Origin of the sequence: Bacillus sp. NTK034 (genome assembly GCF_017303275.1) — a bacterium.
GTDB lineage: Bacteria > Bacillota > Bacilli > Bacillales > Cytobacillaceae > Cytobacillus.
Map to the genome: position 1 here is coordinate 453,686 of NZ_JAFKOJ010000003.1, position 15,808 is coordinate 469,493.

A 15,808-nucleotide genomic window follows, 5' to 3' on the forward strand; every position below is an offset into this window, starting at 1 on the left:
TTAAGGTTTAAGTGCTAATGTATTAAAAATTTTAAGGGGAGAGACGAATATGGAAACGAAACAGTTTCAGGCAGAATCCAAGAGATTATTGGAAATGATGATCAACTCCATTTACTCTCAAAGAGAGGTGTTCCTAAGGGAGCTTATTTCCAATAGCAGCGATGCGATCGATAAGATCTACTATAAAGCACTTACAGACGATTCCTTAACGTTTGACAAAGAGAGTTACTACATAAAGGTCATTCCTGATAAAGGAAACAGAACATTAACAATCAAAGATACAGGCATTGGAATGACAAAGGAAGAGCTTGAAAACAACCTTGGCATCATTGCTAAAAGCGGTTCTCTGGCTTTTAAGAAAGAAAATGTGATTAAAGATGGCCATGATATTATCGGCCAATTCGGAGTAGGGTTTTATGCGGCATTCATGGTCGCTGATGTTGTAACAGTGATCAGCAAGGCCCTGGGCAGTGAGCAGGCGTACAAATGGGAATCCCATGGGGCGGAGGGATATACGATAACGCCATGTGAAAAAGAGACAGTCGGCACAGAAATTATCCTTAAAATTAAAGAAAATACGGAAGATGAAAGCTTTGATGAATACCTCGAAGATTACCGCTTAAAATCGATCATAAAGAAATACTCAGACTTCATCCGCTATCCAATTAAGATGGATACCGCAATCAAAGAACCAAAAGAAGACGCTGAAAATGAGTATGAAGAAATCACTGAAGAGCAGACCATCAATAGTATGGTTCCGATTTGGCGGAAAAATAAGAGTGAACTGACAGACGAAGATTATGAAAAATTTTATCAGGAGAAGCATTATGGCTTTGACAAGCCGGTAAAGCATATTCATATAAATGTGGATGGCACCATCCGCTATAATGCGATTTTATATATTCCTGAGAATATTCCATTTGATTATTATTCAAAGGAATATGAAAAAGGACTCGAGCTTTATTCAAATGGCGTATTAATTATGAATAAATGCGGAGACCTGCTTCCTGATTATTTCAGTTTTGTAAAAGGGATGGTGGACTCTGAAGATTTATCGCTTAACATCTCAAGGGAAATGCTTCAGCATGATCGGCAGCTGAAACTCATTGCGAAAAACATCAGCAAAAAGATTAGAAACGAACTTCAAAATCTGATGAAAAATGAGCGGGAAAAATATGAACAATTTTATAAGTCGTTTGGAAGACAATTAAAGTATGGTGTATACAGCGATTTCGGAACCCATAAAGAAATGCTCCAGGATTTATTGATGTTCCATTCTTCAAAAGAAAAGAAATTGGCATCACTTGATGAATATGTATCAAGGATGAAGGATGACCAGAAATATATTTATTACGCAGCTGGAGAGTCACATGAAAGAATAGAAAAGCTTCCACAAACTGAACTTGTGGCTGAAAAAGGCTATGAAATCCTGTACTTTACAGAAGATATTGACGAGTTTGCCATTAAGATGCTTATGACCTATAAAGACAAGGAGTTCAAGTCTGTCTCAAGCGGCGATCTTGGCATAGAGAATGAGGATGGAAAGGTATCCGAATCAGAAGCAAAGGAACATGAGGGATTGTTCAGCAGCATGAAAGAAATATTGTCAGGAAGAGTGACCGATGTACGAATTTCCAAAAGGCTTAAAAGCCACCCGGTTTGCCTGACAGCTGATGGAGAAGTTACCATAGAAATGGAAAAAGTCCTTAGCAGCATGCCGGACAATCAAGACGTGAAGGCAAATAAGGTTTTAGAAATCAATTCAAATCATGAAGTCTTCCAAGCCTTAAAAAATGCACTGGAGAAAGATAAAGAAAAATTAAATCTGTATACAAACCTCCTATATAACCAGGCGCTGCTGATTGAAGGCCTGCCTATCAGTGATCCTGTGGAGTTTACGAATGATATTTGCAAAGTAATGGTTTAACAGCCCGTTTTAACAGCCCGAATCAATCGGGCTGTTTTTTGTTTTTTGTCAAAGGAATATTTTATGTGCTAATAAACACACTAAGCAGTAAAGGAGGAGTGTTATGCTGCATAGCAAGGCACTATCGCTGAAATTTATGGCCTGTCTTGTCCTTTTCTATATTATTCTTGGTAAAAGGTACGGCATGAGCTTTGAAAACATTTTTATCATTACAGCCTTGCTTGTGATCACCTCATACATATTGGGTGATATGCTGATACTTCGCCGGACAAATAACGCATTGGCATCCATTGCTGATTTCGGATGGGCTTTTGTGCTCATATGGTTTTTGAGCTCTATTTTAACACTTCAAAATGAGCTCATTAACATGTCACTGGCTGCAGCTTTTGGAACAGCCATTTTCGAGTATGCATTCCATTTATATCTCTTAAGTAATTTAACTGAAACAAAGGTAGAAAAAGGCACTATAAACCAAGGGAACCTTCGTTATATTACTGAAAATTCCGAGGACCTAACTCCCCTAAACCCAAATGGCAAAAGCGGTGAAGGTAAATAATCCATTCTAAAATTTTTGAGAAGGAGAATAATATGTCTGTTTTCGTTTACCAAACATTTGAAGTGAAGCAGGATAATTTTGTTGAGGCCTTAAAAAATATGAGGATGATCCAAAGCTATCGGAATGAAAATTACCAGCACAAGGTTGAGCTATTATCACCAATATCAGGAGATGATCATACATATGCTTTTCTTTCCACATATGAGGGTCTGGCCGAGATGGAACTGCAAAACAAAAAGATGTTTGAAGATGAGGAATACAAAAAGCTGATCGAGCAATTCTTCCTTGAGGATATTGTCCAGGGAAGCATGCATACACAGATGTTCAGATCTGTAACAGGATTAAAGAGCGACAGTTCTGAAAAAAAGAAATAAAAATTATGGCAAGTTTCCTTTCGACATGAAAACAGAAGCCGATCATCATCTGAATCGGCTTATTTTTTTGCCAATAAGCAACTGAGCAACCGAGCTGAAAGGGAGGTACATCATGGATTTTTTTCTTCCAAGCGGCAATTCCTCGAAGGAAAGTGAAGCAGGTGATTTAAAATGGTGGCAATTATCACTGATTGGAGTCGGCTGCACGATCGGGACCGGATTCTTCCTTGGATCTGCCATTGGGATTAAGATTACCGGACCTGCGATCGTATTTTCATTTATATTAGCTGCTGTCGGAACCTATATAGTCTATAATCTTTTAGCTAAAATGACCGCAGAAGACCCTCAGGAAGGATCTTTTTGCTATTATGCCAATAAAGCGTATGGAAAGTGGGCAGGATTCAGCTGCGGGTGGAATTACTGGTGCTCGAATATATTAATCATGGGCAGCCAGTTAACCGCACTCTCCATCTTAACAAGATTCTGGCTTCCCCATGTACCGCTTTGGATTTTTGCAGCGGGCTATGCCATTCTTTCAATTATTGTAGTGTTAACTGGGAACAAAGGCTTTGACAAGGTGGAGGACCTGTTTGCGGTAATTAAAACAGCAGCCATTATTATGTTTATCATTCTCGCAGCCGCTGCTTTGTCCGGAGTGATTGATGGAGATGCAAGGCACCCCGGATTCCCCGGTTCTTCAGGGGAATGGTTTCCTGAAGGCTTTAAGGGCTTTTGGTCATCGCTGATTTATGCTTTTTATGCGTATGGAGGTATTGAAGTAATTGGGTTAATGGCAACAAGATTAAAAAAGAAGGAGGATGCACCTAAGGCTGGCATCATCATGCTTATTGTCCTTGTCATCATCTATGTCATTTCCCTAGGGTTAGCCGTGTATATGGCTTCACATGGTGCTTTTAACGAAAAAGAAAGTCCTTTCGTAACTGCAATGGATAAGTATAATCTGGACTTCTTCCCGCACGTTTTTAATGCAGCAATCATTATTGCCGGCTTCTCTACCATGACCGCTTCGCTGTTTGGAGTAACGGCATTGCTGGTTACTTTGGCTAATGATGGTGATGCTCCAGCGGTATTTTCAAAAAAGATAAAGAAATGGAAGGACCTTCCTTTACCTTCGCTGGGGCTGGCTACAGCCGGTTTAATTGCATCCATCGTAACCGCCCTATTGCTGCCAGGCAAAATATATGAGTATATCACTACTGCTGCTGGTATATTAATTTTATTCAATTGGTCTTTCATCATCATTTCAGCTCTTCGGATTTTGGAAAATAAAGTGTTCGGTAAGATAAGTGCTGCGGCGGGATTACTTCTGATCCTAGCTGCGGTAAGCGGCACATTACTTGAAAAGTCAATAAGGCTTGGATTTTTTGTCAGTTTAATATTTGTTGCATTAATAGCGATCGTGGCCTTAATTATGCAAAAAAAAGTATGGAAAAAAGAAGGCGGAAGCAGCTGTTAACAAAAAGAAACAAACACCAGTTTTCATTCTGGTGTTTGTCTTACTTTAAATATGGAGATAATTTTTGAATGATTTGATTCAGCTTTTGAGTATTTTTTTCATACATTTGCTGTGCCTTTTTGGAATCAGTCTGCAGGGAAAATACTTCAAGGTCAGCTGCACACTTTTTTATCATTGCCATAAGCAGAGGACGCTGTTGTGGTGCAGGAACCTTAAGTGAATCATCAAAAATATCTACAGTCAGTTCTCCATAAGAATTAATTTGACCAAAAAAGATATTATCAATGGTCAAGCCCAGTTTTTCTATCTCCATGTTAAGCCATTTTCTTGTTTTCCCTGACTCAGCAAGGGGATCGTTTAGAATTTTCCCATCCATAATAACCGTTTGCGGCTCTTTTTCCTGAGGTAAATTCAATTGAAGATCCTTTGGGGTAAGCGGCTGGTTCTCTTTCTTCAGCATGATGCTAAGATCTCCGCGCGGCTCTAAAACAGCAAACTCCACATCTGCTGTTTTAAAGACATTTTTTTGGCGAAGCAGGGAGGATAAGTCATCTATCGAGTATCTTTCTTTTTTTAGATTATCTTCCAATATTTTTCCATCCTTAATAAAGATAGTACCTTTTCCTTCAAAGAAATCACGGAAGCTTTTACTTTTAAGGGAAAGAATATCGGCAAATAATGTTACAAGACCAAAGATGAAAATAGAAAGGATACCGCTGGCCCAATGGTTATCCAGCCCCATAATAATTTCACCGGCTATACTTCCGATTGTAATACCTGATACATATTCAAAAAATGAAAGCTCTGATATTTGTTTTTTTCCTATCAGTTTGGTTATAGCAAATAAAACACCTGCGAATAAAATAGAACGAGCACCGATAAGCAGCCATTCAGGCATATTTTCATCTCCAAGTTCATTTAATTTGGTTTATATTGGGGTTCCTCAAACTCTATAACCTTTTTCCGGTTTTCAAGATCGGTTTTTATCTCGCTTACCTCGAGCATGGATTCATGGAAAAGGCGCTTTGCTTCTTCATCCATTGAGGTTAAGGCCAAATTTGATAACTGTGCTTCTATAGAACGAATTGCTGCAAGACATTGATTTACATTCGAAGCAATTGTCAATGGGATCACACCATTCAGGATAAAATTTAAATTGTAATAGGGCTGGCATCTGCCAGCCTTAATGTCTACTGATTATATTGAGGTTCCTCTTGCTGAATCTCCTGCAGTCTTGGTTCAAGGCTGTCTATAATCGATTGTGTTTGCTGTGCAGCATTCTGATACAGCTGTTTAGCATTTTGGTTGTCCGTAGCAAGTGCAAACGTTTCAAGACTGGCCTGTGCGCTCTTCAATCCAACAATCGCTTGCTTTACTTGAGTTCCAACTGTCATCTTTAATTCCTTCTTTCAAATAAGAATATAAACTACACCATGTATTATTACTTTTTATTGAATGCTTATGTAATAAACTTCATGCCAATTTCAAAAAGCTTAACATACATGGCGGTCCGGATCTCATCTTGGCTTGACCTCCCTGCGAGCTCCCTTATTAAAAAAGGGAATACATCCTTTCATTTCCATTATTAAAATTACCATTAGATTAACATCCTATTTACTATAGGTTAGGAAAGGAAGGAGACCTAAAAAAATCATGTTCCGCAATATTTTATTATCAATATGGGTATTCCTGGATCCTCTTTATTATCCTTTTACACGGTTACAGCATCTTACAGCAGATCCGGAAAAAGGAGGGGTTTTTCGTGTACGGCTAACAAAATATAAAGGGAATGACATTGAATTATCTGACGGTATTATCATAAGAAAAAATGATCTTTTACTTAAAATCCATCTGCATAATGTCAGGCTGTTAAATGAATTTAACTATATGAAAAATGAATTATTAAAAGGAAGAGCCATCTATAAACGAGTTAAGGATTCTATGCCTCTTTTGACTGCTTTTATCCTCAACCATCCGGAAGAAACGAAAATAAAAGGGGTTATTGGCATCACCCTTATAAACAAGGGATTCAGCACGCTTGGATTTGAATGTATACTTCCAAAAAATAAACTATACTGCTGGTTTAAAAAAACATTTCAATTGCCTATATATTTGTTATCGTGTTCAAAAATTTCTGCTGCAAATATAAAAAAACATCGCACTGTTTACTTGTTGATGTCTAAAGAAAACCTCATGAAAAAATATAAATAAATGATGCAGACTGTTTCCTCTAACTCCCACTAGGACTATCTCCTCAATCCTCTTATACTTTTAAGGAGGGAGGGGATTTGAATATGGCATTATTTATTACTTTAATCTTTTCTGCCGTTTTCTGTTTTATTATTTACAAAGCCAATAAAAACACAAAGAACGTAACTATAAATTCAATTTCTGTTTCCCGTCCTAATATCTCAGTTTCGGGAGATAACATTAAAATTCTTCATATATCTGATATGCACCTCGAAAATTTATCTGTCAGTCCGGATGAATTATTTGCAATGGTCTCAAAACAGCCAGTCGACCTAATTGCTCTTACTGGCGATTTTCTTGACCGCAAACGAAGTATTCCTAAACTCGCGGGCTATCTCCATGCCCTGCACAAGACAAATCCAAAGCATGGCATGTATGCCGTCTTTGGTAATCATGATTATGTTTTAAAAGGACATAACTTTGAAACATTGAAAAACACACTAGAAGAAAATGGCTGTAAAACACTGCAAAATGAGCATGTAACTATTCATGTTAAGGGGGAAAACCTTAACATCATTGGAATTGATAATTTCAGCACCAAGCACAGTGATGTTAACAAGGCCTATAATGGAATTCCTGAAGGCTACAATTTGGTATTGACACATGATCCCAATGTTGTTTTAGAAATGGAAAACGTACCTTTTGATTATTTATTATCGGGGCATTTTCACGGTGGCCAGATTCATTGGCCAAAGCCATACCACCTGATAAAAATGGGGAAGCTTGTCCGAATGAAAATGGTTAAAGGTCTTCATTATCATGGCGGGAAACCGTTTTATATAAGTGAAGGACTAGGCCAGACCGGGGTCAATATCCGTATTGGCAGCCGTCCTGAAATCACTTTTCATGAAATATCCTAATGCAACTTTGAAACCTTGCCATAGCAAGATTTTTTGCGTTTATTAAACAGGACTATTTATGAATGGAAACACATTCTTTTTAAACACAAGAAAATTAAAGGATATTCGCAAATATTATTTACAATGCCTTCAAACTTTTTGCCAGCATATTCGAAACCCTAAAAGTAAAAATTATATATGGAGAAGGGAAATATGAAGTACGTTTCCTTCTTATTACTTAAAGGGGAGTGCTATGACTTGAATAACTGGATAAGTGCGCTTTTTAATACTGGCAGAATGCAGCCACTTTTAAATATGTTTGGCAGAAAGAGAAGGAGAAACAGAGGAATGTTATGGGGATCTTTATTAAGCCTTGGCTTAAGTGCAGCTGCATATGGATTTACTAGAAATCGCGGCAGAAATATGGCTCGCCCGTTTCAAAAGTTAATGAATAACACAGCCCAAATGACAAATTTCCAGAAGCCAAATATGGCGGGGTTAACTGAGTTTGCAGAGGAATTAACATCGAATAAGAACCCGATAAACAACAAATTCAATAATACAGCCCAAACGACAAATTTCCAGAAGTCAAATATGGCGGGGTTAACTGAGTTTGCGGAGGAGCTAACATCGAATAAGAACCCGATAAACAAATAACGAATAACAGCCCACGTATTTTGTGGGCTTTTTTTCATTTTAAATCAAATCATCTTTTTGATTGATCCAGCTTGTTATGGAACCATAATTTATAACAAAAGAGCAGGCAGAGAAGAAATAGAAGGTACGAAATTACTCCCAGCAAAAAATTATGAAGTGATAAAAACAATTGCTCCCCGCTGTATGCAAGCATAAACATTGGAGGCAGCAGTCCAAAGGCAGTAGCTATAAAAAAATGCCTAAATGGAATATCTGCTATTCCACAATAGATATTAAACACCTGAGGAGGGATAATAACAATCATTCGTCCAAACAAAATAGCCATAAATGCTTTTTTTTCAAATAGGTCCTGAAATTTATTAATTGCTTTATACTTTCCCAAACAGGCAGTGAAATAACTTCTGAAATAGTATCTTGATAAAAAAAAGTAAATTAACGAAGTCAAAAGAATGCCAAACCAATTTATCAGCAGACCAACTAAAGCACCAAATTTCATTCCCATTAATCCTGCAAATAAAGTAAATGGCAAGAATGGAATAGATGCAATCAGAACAGAAAATAAAAACATCGCAGGAAGCCATGATCGGTCACTGGTTCGCAGCCATTCTAATAAATATTCTTTATTGGTAATTCCAACAATCAATAAAATGACATAGGCTATTGCAATCCACCATCTGCGCATCAAATTTGCTCCTTAATTATATCCCTAAATCTATCCATTCCCGGCTGCCTTAATTTCAGTATGCTTATTTTTTGTAAAGAAATGTATTCACCTGGACAAAAACATTTTTTGAAACCAATCATAAAATAACATCAAGTAAAAAAATGGGGAGGCAGCTTAACAAATGCACTATTATCAAAACATGAATTATGGTTACTTTATTCCAAACAGAAATTTAAAAAACGAGACCTTAATGAACGTAAAACCATTTGTGAATTATGGCCTATCAGAAGCAAAATTCACTTCAGTTTCCCATGCTATGACTGAAGTTGCAGCAATTGCGTACTTGCTTGGAAAGGGCTATGACCCGCAAACAGCTTATAAAACGGTGGAATCCTGGGAGGTTAATGAATCATTTTATTAAAAATATCAGCAAAAATGCAATCCTAAAACCATGCAAATTTGTTAGATAAACCCTGGGCCAATTTAGCTGGTGATTTATAACAAAACATAAACCTTCGCTCAGGTATATACTGAGAGAAGGTTTTGTATGTTCAATAATTCAAAAATCCAATATCTATTTTTCAAATCTGCAATCTGAAAAAAGAAGGAAGGAAGTTGTACGGTGAAGAAAATTACCCTACATTACAAGGTGTTTAAAAAATCAGTAAGAAAAGCTTTTAGGTGAAAATGTAGGCAGATTCACTTCAATTTTTTGTTGAAGAAAAACCACCTACATATAATATTTTTGAAAAGAAAGCCCCTACATAAATGAATTAATAAATACTAACTCAAAAATATTGGTTGATGCCAGCCAAAATAGGCTGAAATAGTTGAATTTTTTAAAGCTTGATTGAATGGGTGCGTTACTTAAATAGGGGCCCTAATAAATCTAAATATGACCTAACAAATTCATCTAAGGACCTGGCTTAAAGTCTACATTTTATCGACACCTTAGTAATATGTAAATTTATATGGTAGAATTTAACTAATTTATATAGGGGGATGAGATTAACAAGGTTTAGTGTTGCGAATTATAAGGTTTTCAAAGATACCTTTGTTTTCAGATGTAAAAGTAAATCTAAATAATAATAGCTCTATCATATTCTCACAATTTAATAAAAAACATGCTGCGTTTATTGACTATGATTTAAATGTTCATCAGAAAAAAAATATCGTATCTCTTATTCATGGCATCTATCTTAGACCGGAAAATCTTTTTAGAAAAAACGTTACAATTTGTGAAATTTGTCAGACCCGTTACTTTCATAGTATCTTTCATCAATATAAACTTATACAATACTGCCCTTTTCACAAAATTCCTTTGACTATCACTAATTACAATCAGAATTTTTTATTTGATAAATCGCTTCATGGTATTTTGTTTCCTCAAGATTTAACAGAAAGAGCATACACAGTCAATATTGAATTTTTTAACGAAACTAAACTCGTATGGGTAGCCCTTTTACATTAAAATGTGATATGACAAAAAAATATTAAAAGCCAATTCAAATATTAATTGCAGCCAAAAGTAATTTATATATTTTGACCCTGATACTTTTTTCAAAAGTGAGAACGCATTTGAAAAATACGCACAAATATTATTAAAATAATCATATATTAATGAAACTGAACCTTCAGTTATTTCGTTTTCTTGCCCTTCTATTAAGAATAGAGATGAAACATTTAATTATACAGAAAAGGATTTTAATCAACTGTACATTTATACCCAACAAATTTTCCGTTCTGTTGCTAGGCACCTAAAATCAACAGTAAAACATAAACCATGTTTAAAATTACTAATTCGGAATCATCCAAATCCACCTATATATCATTATGCAAAAGCATACGCTTATTGGAGAAAATTTATTGAGAGTAATAATACTCTAGGTAGTGTAGCCAACTTAAGATTAAAAGCTAATGGATCTGCCATATTTTATAAAGTGTATTCCTTTCAAGAGCTTTCATTTATAGAAAAGGTTTTTTATAAGGTTATTTCAACTTTCGATGAAAAATATAGGACAAGAAAAATTGTCTTTTGGTTAATAGGTAAACTTGATTCAATATATTTATTAAAGTACTTCAATTGTTTGTTAGATCTATTCAAAAAAATAGAATTAATGAATAGTGGAATAAAGTATTATACAAATCCACTTTATTTTGAGCATATCCCAGTATTTATTATTGAGATTAACGCAAATCAAAAAAATTCAATTACATTACATACATGTAATAATTGACAAAAATGCTGTTCTTCAAATAATATATTTTTAATCGTGTCACTTAACCATAACTTATGGGACGACTCTCTAGCATCATTGTATACGGGAAAAAATACGACTCACTTAATATGAATCAATAAATTTCTATATTAAATTATAGAGGATATGAATTGACGTTTAACTGGCCGCGTGCCAGAATATTATCTAAATTCACAATTGTTATATAACCTTTTTCTGAATGAATTTCTAACCTTAAAAGGGAGTTTGGGCATATTTTTAACATTTTTCTCAGTTCAGCTGGAATAGAGAACTTCCCGTTCCTAAAAATTACTTTATTTAAATGATCATCTTCGTGGTGTTTGCTAATCAGTAAGCGTCCGGCCTCCATAAATATATAAACATATTCTCCATCATTTACACCCAATTTTTTCTTAAGAGATAACGGAACTGAGATTTGACCATTTTTTGATAACTTTTTAATATACAAGGAATCTTCATCCTTTCTATTCTATAAATTTCCGCCCGTATTCCATTTATATCCTGTTCCCCAAACTGTAATTAAATGATGATCTACGGGATAATCAGACTGCCTTAACTTATCTCGGATATTTCTTATATGCGAATCAATCGTCCTGTTATCTGTCTGGTCATTATTCTCCCAGATACTTTTTAGCAGTGCTTCACGGGAAAATACATAGTTGGGGTTTTTTAGCATGGTACCTAAAAGGGCAAATTCCCTCGGGGTTAAGGGGATCGATTTTCCGTTATAAGTAAGATCAAATCCGCTTTCATCCCACATTAATCCTTGAAAGGAAAGCCCTGTCTTCTTGGGAGTAGTAGTCCTTCTTATTAAAGCCTCTACTCTCGCAAACAGTTCTTCCTCATTAAAAGGTTTGATAATATAATCGTCCGCTCCTAGCTTAAACCCATTAAGTATATCTTTTTTTCTTTTTTGACTGTCAAAATTATGATTGGAACATTAGAAATTTTTCGAATCTCTTTGCAGACTGTCCAACCATCTATATTAGATAATGAAATCTCTAGTAATACTAGCGATACATTTTCAGAAGGTAAGCATGTTAATGCGTGCTTGATAGAGTGTGGATGCAAACATTGATAGTATGGTAAGAAAAGCTTTCCTAAATAGTTAATCACTTCTTGATCTTCATCAATAATCATGATCTTATTCATTTCAGTTACTCCTCATTTGGTAATATCCTTAAAGTTACTTTACAAAAAAAATATGAAGAAATTTTGCATTATTATTAACTTCCATAAAAATTCTTAGGTGTTTTATATACTAGGAAATTGAAATCAGTATGCATTCATTCTATGTGGAAATTATTTGGTGAATTAAAGTAATAGTTAACAAAGGAGGAAAACAAGATAAGGAGGAAACTTTTGAAGAGAACTAATGGGTATTCAATAAAACATGGCTTGACGGTATGTAAATACGAGAGAAAGCAATTTTAAAATTATAGACTCAATAGATAGGTAAAGTCCCAGCTTTGTTCTTTTTCTAATAAATTCTTGCAACTTATCATTAATAATTAATAGGTTCAACTATTAGACAGGTTAATCGATTATTTTGTATAAAAAGTTTTTTTCAATTTTGAATTTCATCTAGCAGGATTCTCACCTAAGCAATAATTAACTTACGGATTACCTTGTGTCTTTTCTGCACATTAAGTGCATATTTTTGTTGTAATCTTAATGTGATCGTTTGAAGAAGAGTATAGAAAATGAAAAACTTGAGAGGCACGTGGCTTCTGTAGAATATTTAGGAGAAATGACTCTGATTGTCCTTGCCAAGTGTCATATTTAGTTTGTTCTCTTCCTGAAATGATCCTATAATTGGAAGCAGGAGTGAGATCTATGAAAAAGTCATTATTATTAGCAGTACTTGGATTAACATTTAGCCTTGCCGCATGTGGACAGGCTGAAGAAAAAAATAACAAGGATATCAAACAATCAGAAGCCCAAACTGATGAAAAGGGAAGCGGGGAAGAGGCCGTATCCAATAGCTTTTTTGAAGTCTTTGATGGGAAAATCGATCACATCCACGGGGTAGGCTATTCTGGAAATCAAGGCAAGCCCTTTTATGCAGCTCATGATGGATTAAAGGTTTACGATGGAGGGAAATGGTATAAAACTAAGGAAGAAAACAATGACTATATGGGCTTTAATGCTACAAAAGACGGATTTTATACGAGTGGGCACCCTGGACAGGATTCAAACCTTCCAAATCCATTAGGAATACAAAAGAGTACCGATGATGGAAAAACACTTCAACAGCTAGCTGTTGAAGGTGAAACAGATTTCCATCTAATGGGAGTAGGGTATGAAAATCAGGTGATTTTCCTAATGAACCCACAGAAAAATTCCATCATGGAAACAGGAAAGTTTTATCTCAGCGAAGATAACGCAAAGACATGGAAGGAAGTATCCGCAAATGGCCTTGATGATACATTGCTCAGTGTCGCTGTACATCCCCAAAAAGCTGATAATTTGGCTGCATCCGGTCAGCAAGGAATATACCTGTCAAAGGATAAAGGTAAAACCTTTGACCGAATCTCGAAAAGCGGACAAGGCACATCTGTCTTTTTTACAAATGACAGCTTAATCTACGGGACTTACGATGGTACATCTAAACTGACAAAAGTTTCTCTGTCTGATGAAACAGAAGAGGAAATAGCATTGCCTAAAATGAATGATGATGCAGTTATGTATTTTGCTCAAAACCCAAATAATGAACAGGAAATGACGTTTGTTTCATTTAATGGAGACATATATTATACAACTGATGGCGCTAAAAACTGGGATACCATTGTAGAAGCTGGCAAAATTAAATTAATTAATTAAAAAGATCGAAGGCTTGCTTCGATCTTTTTTGCTTTTTAAACAGCTATTATTAACCTCAAACTGTCCTTACATTACCGCTTTTTCGTACTTTACAATATTACTGACGTACATATTGATGTTTTCTAAATCAAATTTGCTATTACCCTCCATTATTATTTTATATTCTTCTACCCTGTTCCGTATAACTTCTCGTGCATCAGTAAAGTAGCTTCATAGTTTTACGCTGATTGGTTTTTATATATAGGATGAATTATTTTTAATGTTATCCAAAAATTTTATCGGTAAATATGCATTTTTTGTGGAGTTTATTAAAAAAATGCAGTGGTAAAACTGTATTGAAGATTAGATAATATAACTATTTTGAGGTGAAATGATGAATCAGGAAACGAATCATGGTACACATGGACATGAATCTCATATCCAAGAGGTACCATCTAATATCGTAGAAGAAATACAAACTGAATGGAATGTCAGTCCTGCTACTATTAAACCTAAGCAAGAAACTGAAATTTCTTTATCAGTCAAAAACAATGGAAAGAATATTATTTCCTTCTCAACGGTACATGAAAAACAGATGCATATACTTGTTATAAGTCACGATCTAAGTATTTTTCAGCATTTGCATCCCAATTATGATGGGGAAGGTAAGTTTAGTGTAAAGATCATCTTTCCAAAATCAGGAAAATATAAAATATTTGCTGATTTTCTTCCAGAAGGTTCTGCCCAGCAACTTGCCAAGTATGACCTTATAGTAGAAGGCGAGGAACAGTATGAAACAGTTAATTCTGATAAGGAGTTAAAAAAGCAAGTAGATAATTTAATGTTTGAGTTGAAATTTGATGATTTGGCCGTAAAGCAGCATGTACTGATGACATTTACTGTTACGGACAGCAAAGGCAACAAAATTACGGATTTGGAACCTTATCTTGGATCAGCAGGACATGTAGTTATTGTAAGTGAAAAAATGGACGAGTTTCTCCACGTCCACCCAAAAGATGAGGCAGCTAAAGGACCGGATGTTGAATATATGACTACATTCCCTATTTCAGGCAAATATAAAATTTGGGGACAGTTTAAATATCTTGGTAAGCTTTATACGGTTCCATTTGTAATAAATGTTCCGGGTAAGTAAATAATATAAATAGCCTAATTTATAAATAGGGCACACTTATTGAGTGTGCCCTATTTATTTAAAGGTAACTCTTTATTATTTACGGCCTTCTCAGAATAGGAGGGAAGATTATTGAAAGAACAAATTGTAGATGTAAAACTGAAAAATGTTCAGTCAAATAAAGATAGATTAAAAATTATTACTATCCTGGCCATTCCCGCTGTAATCGAAAATTTCTTTCAAACGATCCTTGGGTTTGTTGACACATACTTTGTCTCAAAATTAGGCTTGGTGGAAGTGTCCGCTGTAGGAGTTACCAATGCAGTGCTCGCTATTTATTTTGCTCTGTTCATGGCAATTGGGGTGGCAGCGAACGTTAGGATTGCCAATTTTCTTGGAGCAAACTTGCCGGAAAAGGCCAGGCATATTTCCCAGCAATCTCTAGTTCTAGCCATCCTGTTTGGCTTAATAACGGGAGTTATTACCTTTTTTTTTGCTGAGCCATTGCTGAAGCTTATGGGAATAGAATCTAACGTATTAGAAGCTGGTACTCTTTATTTTCGAATAGTAGGCATTCCATCTATCTTCATGTCCTTAATGTTTGTATTGAGTGCCATACTTAGAGGGGCAGGAGATACAAAAACGCCAATGAAAATCAGCATCATAATTAATATTGTGAATGCGGTATTAGATTACGTCTTGATATTCGGCTTTTTATTTATTCCAGAAATGGGAATTGTGGGAGCTGCCCTTTCTACTGTATTTGCCCGTGCTGTTGGAAGCATAGCGCTAATTTATTACTTAAACCGGTCCAAGGTTCTCGCTTTTCGCAAGGACTATTGGAAGTTAGATAAAGTGCATTTAATGGAGTT

General features: G+C 35.5%; 18 protein-coding genes. 11 read left to right on the top strand and 7 right to left on the bottom strand.

The window, feature by feature from the left end; genetic code table 11:
* The first annotated feature begins 49 nt into the window (after positions 1-49).
* The 4 genes from htpG (at position 50) to JI665_RS13015 (ending at position 4,334) form a co-directional block, all read left to right on the top strand.
* Positions 50-1,927, top strand: coding sequence for a molecular chaperone HtpG (htpG, locus tag JI665_RS13000; protein ID WP_206839873.1), 1,878 nt, complete (start codon positions 50-52; stop codon positions 1,925-1,927).
* 103 nt (positions 1,928-2,030) lie between these two features.
* Positions 2,031-2,483 carry a YndM family protein gene (locus JI665_RS13005; protein ID WP_206839875.1) on the top strand — a complete coding sequence of 151 codons (453 nt, stop codon included), beginning with the start codon at positions 2,031-2,033 and terminating at the stop codon, positions 2,481-2,483.
* A gap of 32 nt (positions 2,484-2,515) precedes the next feature.
* Positions 2,516-2,857, top strand: a complete 342-nt coding sequence (locus tag JI665_RS13010; protein ID WP_206839877.1) for a hypothetical protein — start codon at positions 2,516-2,518, stop codon at positions 2,855-2,857.
* 112 nt (positions 2,858-2,969) lie between these two features.
* The gene (locus JI665_RS13015) at positions 2,970-4,334 is read left to right on the top strand and encodes an amino acid permease (RefSeq protein WP_206839878.1); all 1,365 of its coding nucleotides are present in this window, start codon (positions 2,970-2,972) and stop codon (positions 4,332-4,334) included.
* 40 nt (positions 4,335-4,374) lie between these two features.
* On the opposite strand, the gene JI665_RS13020 is transcribed toward JI665_RS13015, so the two are convergent.
* The 3 genes from JI665_RS13020 to JI665_RS13030 form a co-directional block, all read right to left on the bottom strand.
* Positions 4,375-5,232, bottom strand: coding sequence for a DUF421 domain-containing protein (locus JI665_RS13020; protein WP_206839879.1), 858 nt, complete (start codon positions 5,230-5,232; stop codon positions 4,375-4,377).
* A gap of 20 nt (positions 5,233-5,252) precedes the next feature.
* Positions 5,253-5,459 (bottom strand): DUF1657 domain-containing protein, encoded by a 207-nt coding sequence (locus tag JI665_RS13025; protein ID WP_206839880.1) that lies wholly within the window; start codon positions 5,457-5,459, stop codon positions 5,253-5,255.
* Between the two features lie 65 nt (positions 5,460-5,524).
* Positions 5,525-5,728, bottom strand: coding sequence for a DUF1657 domain-containing protein (locus JI665_RS13030; protein WP_206839881.1), 204 nt, complete (start codon positions 5,726-5,728; stop codon positions 5,525-5,527).
* Positions 5,729-5,987: 259 nt separating this feature from the next.
* On the opposite strand from JI665_RS13030, the gene JI665_RS29205 reads away from it, so the two are divergent.
* The 3 genes from JI665_RS29205 (at position 5,988) to JI665_RS13045 (ending at position 8,080) form a co-directional block, all read left to right on the top strand.
* Positions 5,988-6,545, top strand: coding sequence for a YkoP family protein (locus JI665_RS29205; RefSeq protein ID WP_206839883.1), 558 nt, complete (start codon positions 5,988-5,990; stop codon positions 6,543-6,545).
* Positions 6,546-6,628: 83 nt separating this feature from the next.
* Positions 6,629-7,444 (top strand): metallophosphoesterase, encoded by an 816-nt coding sequence (locus JI665_RS13040; protein ID WP_206839928.1) that lies wholly within the window; start codon positions 6,629-6,631, stop codon positions 7,442-7,444.
* A gap of 327 nt (positions 7,445-7,771) precedes the next feature.
* Positions 7,772-8,080, top strand: a complete 309-nt coding sequence (locus JI665_RS13045) for a hypothetical protein (protein WP_244671167.1) — start codon at positions 7,772-7,774, stop codon at positions 8,078-8,080.
* Between the two features lie 49 nt (positions 8,081-8,129).
* Here the strand turns inward: JI665_RS13045 and JI665_RS13050 are convergent, their stop codons facing one another.
* Complete coding sequence (locus JI665_RS13050) at positions 8,130-8,762, bottom strand: TVP38/TMEM64 family protein (RefSeq protein ID WP_206839887.1); 633 nt, start codon at positions 8,760-8,762, stop codon at positions 8,130-8,132.
* 163 nt (positions 8,763-8,925) lie between these two features.
* Between JI665_RS13050 and JI665_RS13055 the strand changes: the two genes are divergently transcribed.
* Entirely contained in the window at positions 8,926-9,165 is a 240-nt protein-coding gene (locus JI665_RS13055; protein WP_206839888.1) for a hypothetical protein, read from the top strand.
* Positions 9,166-11,117: 1,952 nt separating this feature from the next.
* Here the strand turns inward: JI665_RS13055 and JI665_RS13060 are convergent.
* The 3 genes from JI665_RS13060 to JI665_RS28585 form a co-directional block, all read right to left on the bottom strand.
* Positions 11,118-11,450, bottom strand: a complete 333-nt coding sequence (locus JI665_RS13060) for an AbrB/MazE/SpoVT family DNA-binding domain-containing protein (protein ID WP_206839889.1) — start codon at positions 11,448-11,450, stop codon at positions 11,118-11,120.
* 21 nt (positions 11,451-11,471) lie between these two features.
* The gene (locus JI665_RS28580; RefSeq protein ID WP_244671168.1) at positions 11,472-11,762 is read right to left on the bottom strand and encodes a winged helix-turn-helix domain-containing protein; all 291 of its coding nucleotides are present in this window, start codon (positions 11,760-11,762) and stop codon (positions 11,472-11,474) included.
* A 116-nt stretch (positions 11,763-11,878) separates the two neighbouring features.
* The gene (locus JI665_RS28585) at positions 11,879-12,154 is read right to left on the bottom strand and encodes a response regulator transcription factor (RefSeq protein WP_244671169.1); all 276 of its coding nucleotides are present in this window, start codon (positions 12,152-12,154) and stop codon (positions 11,879-11,881) included.
* Positions 12,155-12,838: 684 nt separating this feature from the next.
* Between JI665_RS28585 and JI665_RS13070 the strand changes: the two genes are divergently transcribed.
* The 3 genes from JI665_RS13070 to JI665_RS13080 all read left to right on the top strand — a co-directional run.
* Positions 12,839-13,825 (top strand): F510_1955 family glycosylhydrolase, encoded by a 987-nt coding sequence (locus tag JI665_RS13070; protein ID WP_206839890.1) that lies wholly within the window; start codon positions 12,839-12,841, stop codon positions 13,823-13,825.
* 370 nt (positions 13,826-14,195) lie between these two features.
* Positions 14,196-14,957, top strand: coding sequence for a cupredoxin domain-containing protein (locus JI665_RS13075; protein WP_244671170.1), 762 nt, complete (start codon positions 14,196-14,198; stop codon positions 14,955-14,957).
* Between the two features lie 111 nt (positions 14,958-15,068).
* Positions 15,069-15,808: MATE family efflux transporter (locus JI665_RS13080; protein WP_206839891.1), on the top strand; the 740-nt coding region annotated here is incomplete at its 3' end.

What these genes read in the sequence shown, in the direction of transcription:
- JI665_RS13010 (WP_206839877.1), top strand. Translation starts at nt 2,516, where the DNA reads ATGTCTGTTTTCGTTTACCAAACATTTGAAGTGAAGCAGGATAATTTT.
- JI665_RS13070 (WP_206839890.1), top strand. Translation starts at nt 12,839, where the DNA reads ATGAAAAAGTCATTATTATTAGCAGTACTTGGATTAACATTTAGCCTT.
- JI665_RS28585 (WP_244671169.1), bottom strand. Translation starts at nt 12,154, where the DNA reads ATGAATAAGATCATGATTATTGATGAAGATCAAGAAGTGATTAACTAT.
- JI665_RS13055 (WP_206839888.1), top strand. Translation starts at nt 8,926, where the DNA reads ATGCACTATTATCAAAACATGAATTATGGTTACTTTATTCCAAACAGA.
- JI665_RS29205 (WP_206839883.1), top strand. Translation starts at nt 5,988, where the DNA reads ATGTTCCGCAATATTTTATTATCAATATGGGTATTCCTGGATCCTCTT.
- JI665_RS13015 (WP_206839878.1), top strand. Translation starts at nt 2,970, where the DNA reads ATGGATTTTTTTCTTCCAAGCGGCAATTCCTCGAAGGAAAGTGAAGCA.
- JI665_RS28580 (WP_244671168.1), bottom strand. Translation starts at nt 11,762, where the DNA reads ATGTGGGATGAAAGCGGATTTGATCTTACTTATAACGGAAAATCGATC.
- JI665_RS13075 (WP_244671170.1), top strand. Translation starts at nt 14,196, where the DNA reads ATGATGAATCAGGAAACGAATCATGGTACACATGGACATGAATCTCAT.
- JI665_RS13030 (WP_206839881.1), bottom strand. Translation starts at nt 5,728, where the DNA reads ATGACAGTTGGAACTCAAGTAAAGCAAGCGATTGTTGGATTGAAGAGC.
- JI665_RS13005 (WP_206839875.1), top strand. Translation starts at nt 2,031, where the DNA reads ATGCTGCATAGCAAGGCACTATCGCTGAAATTTATGGCCTGTCTTGTC.
- JI665_RS13020 (WP_206839879.1), bottom strand. Translation starts at nt 5,232, where the DNA reads ATGCCTGAATGGCTGCTTATCGGTGCTCGTTCTATTTTATTCGCAGGT.
- JI665_RS13050 (WP_206839887.1), bottom strand. Translation starts at nt 8,762, where the DNA reads ATGCGCAGATGGTGGATTGCAATAGCCTATGTCATTTTATTGATTGTT.
- htpG (WP_206839873.1), top strand. Translation starts at nt 50, where the DNA reads ATGGAAACGAAACAGTTTCAGGCAGAATCCAAGAGATTATTGGAAATG.
- JI665_RS13040 (WP_206839928.1), top strand. Translation starts at nt 6,629, where the DNA reads ATGGCATTATTTATTACTTTAATCTTTTCTGCCGTTTTCTGTTTTATT.
- JI665_RS13045 (WP_244671167.1), top strand. Translation starts at nt 7,772, where the DNA reads ATGTTATGGGGATCTTTATTAAGCCTTGGCTTAAGTGCAGCTGCATAT.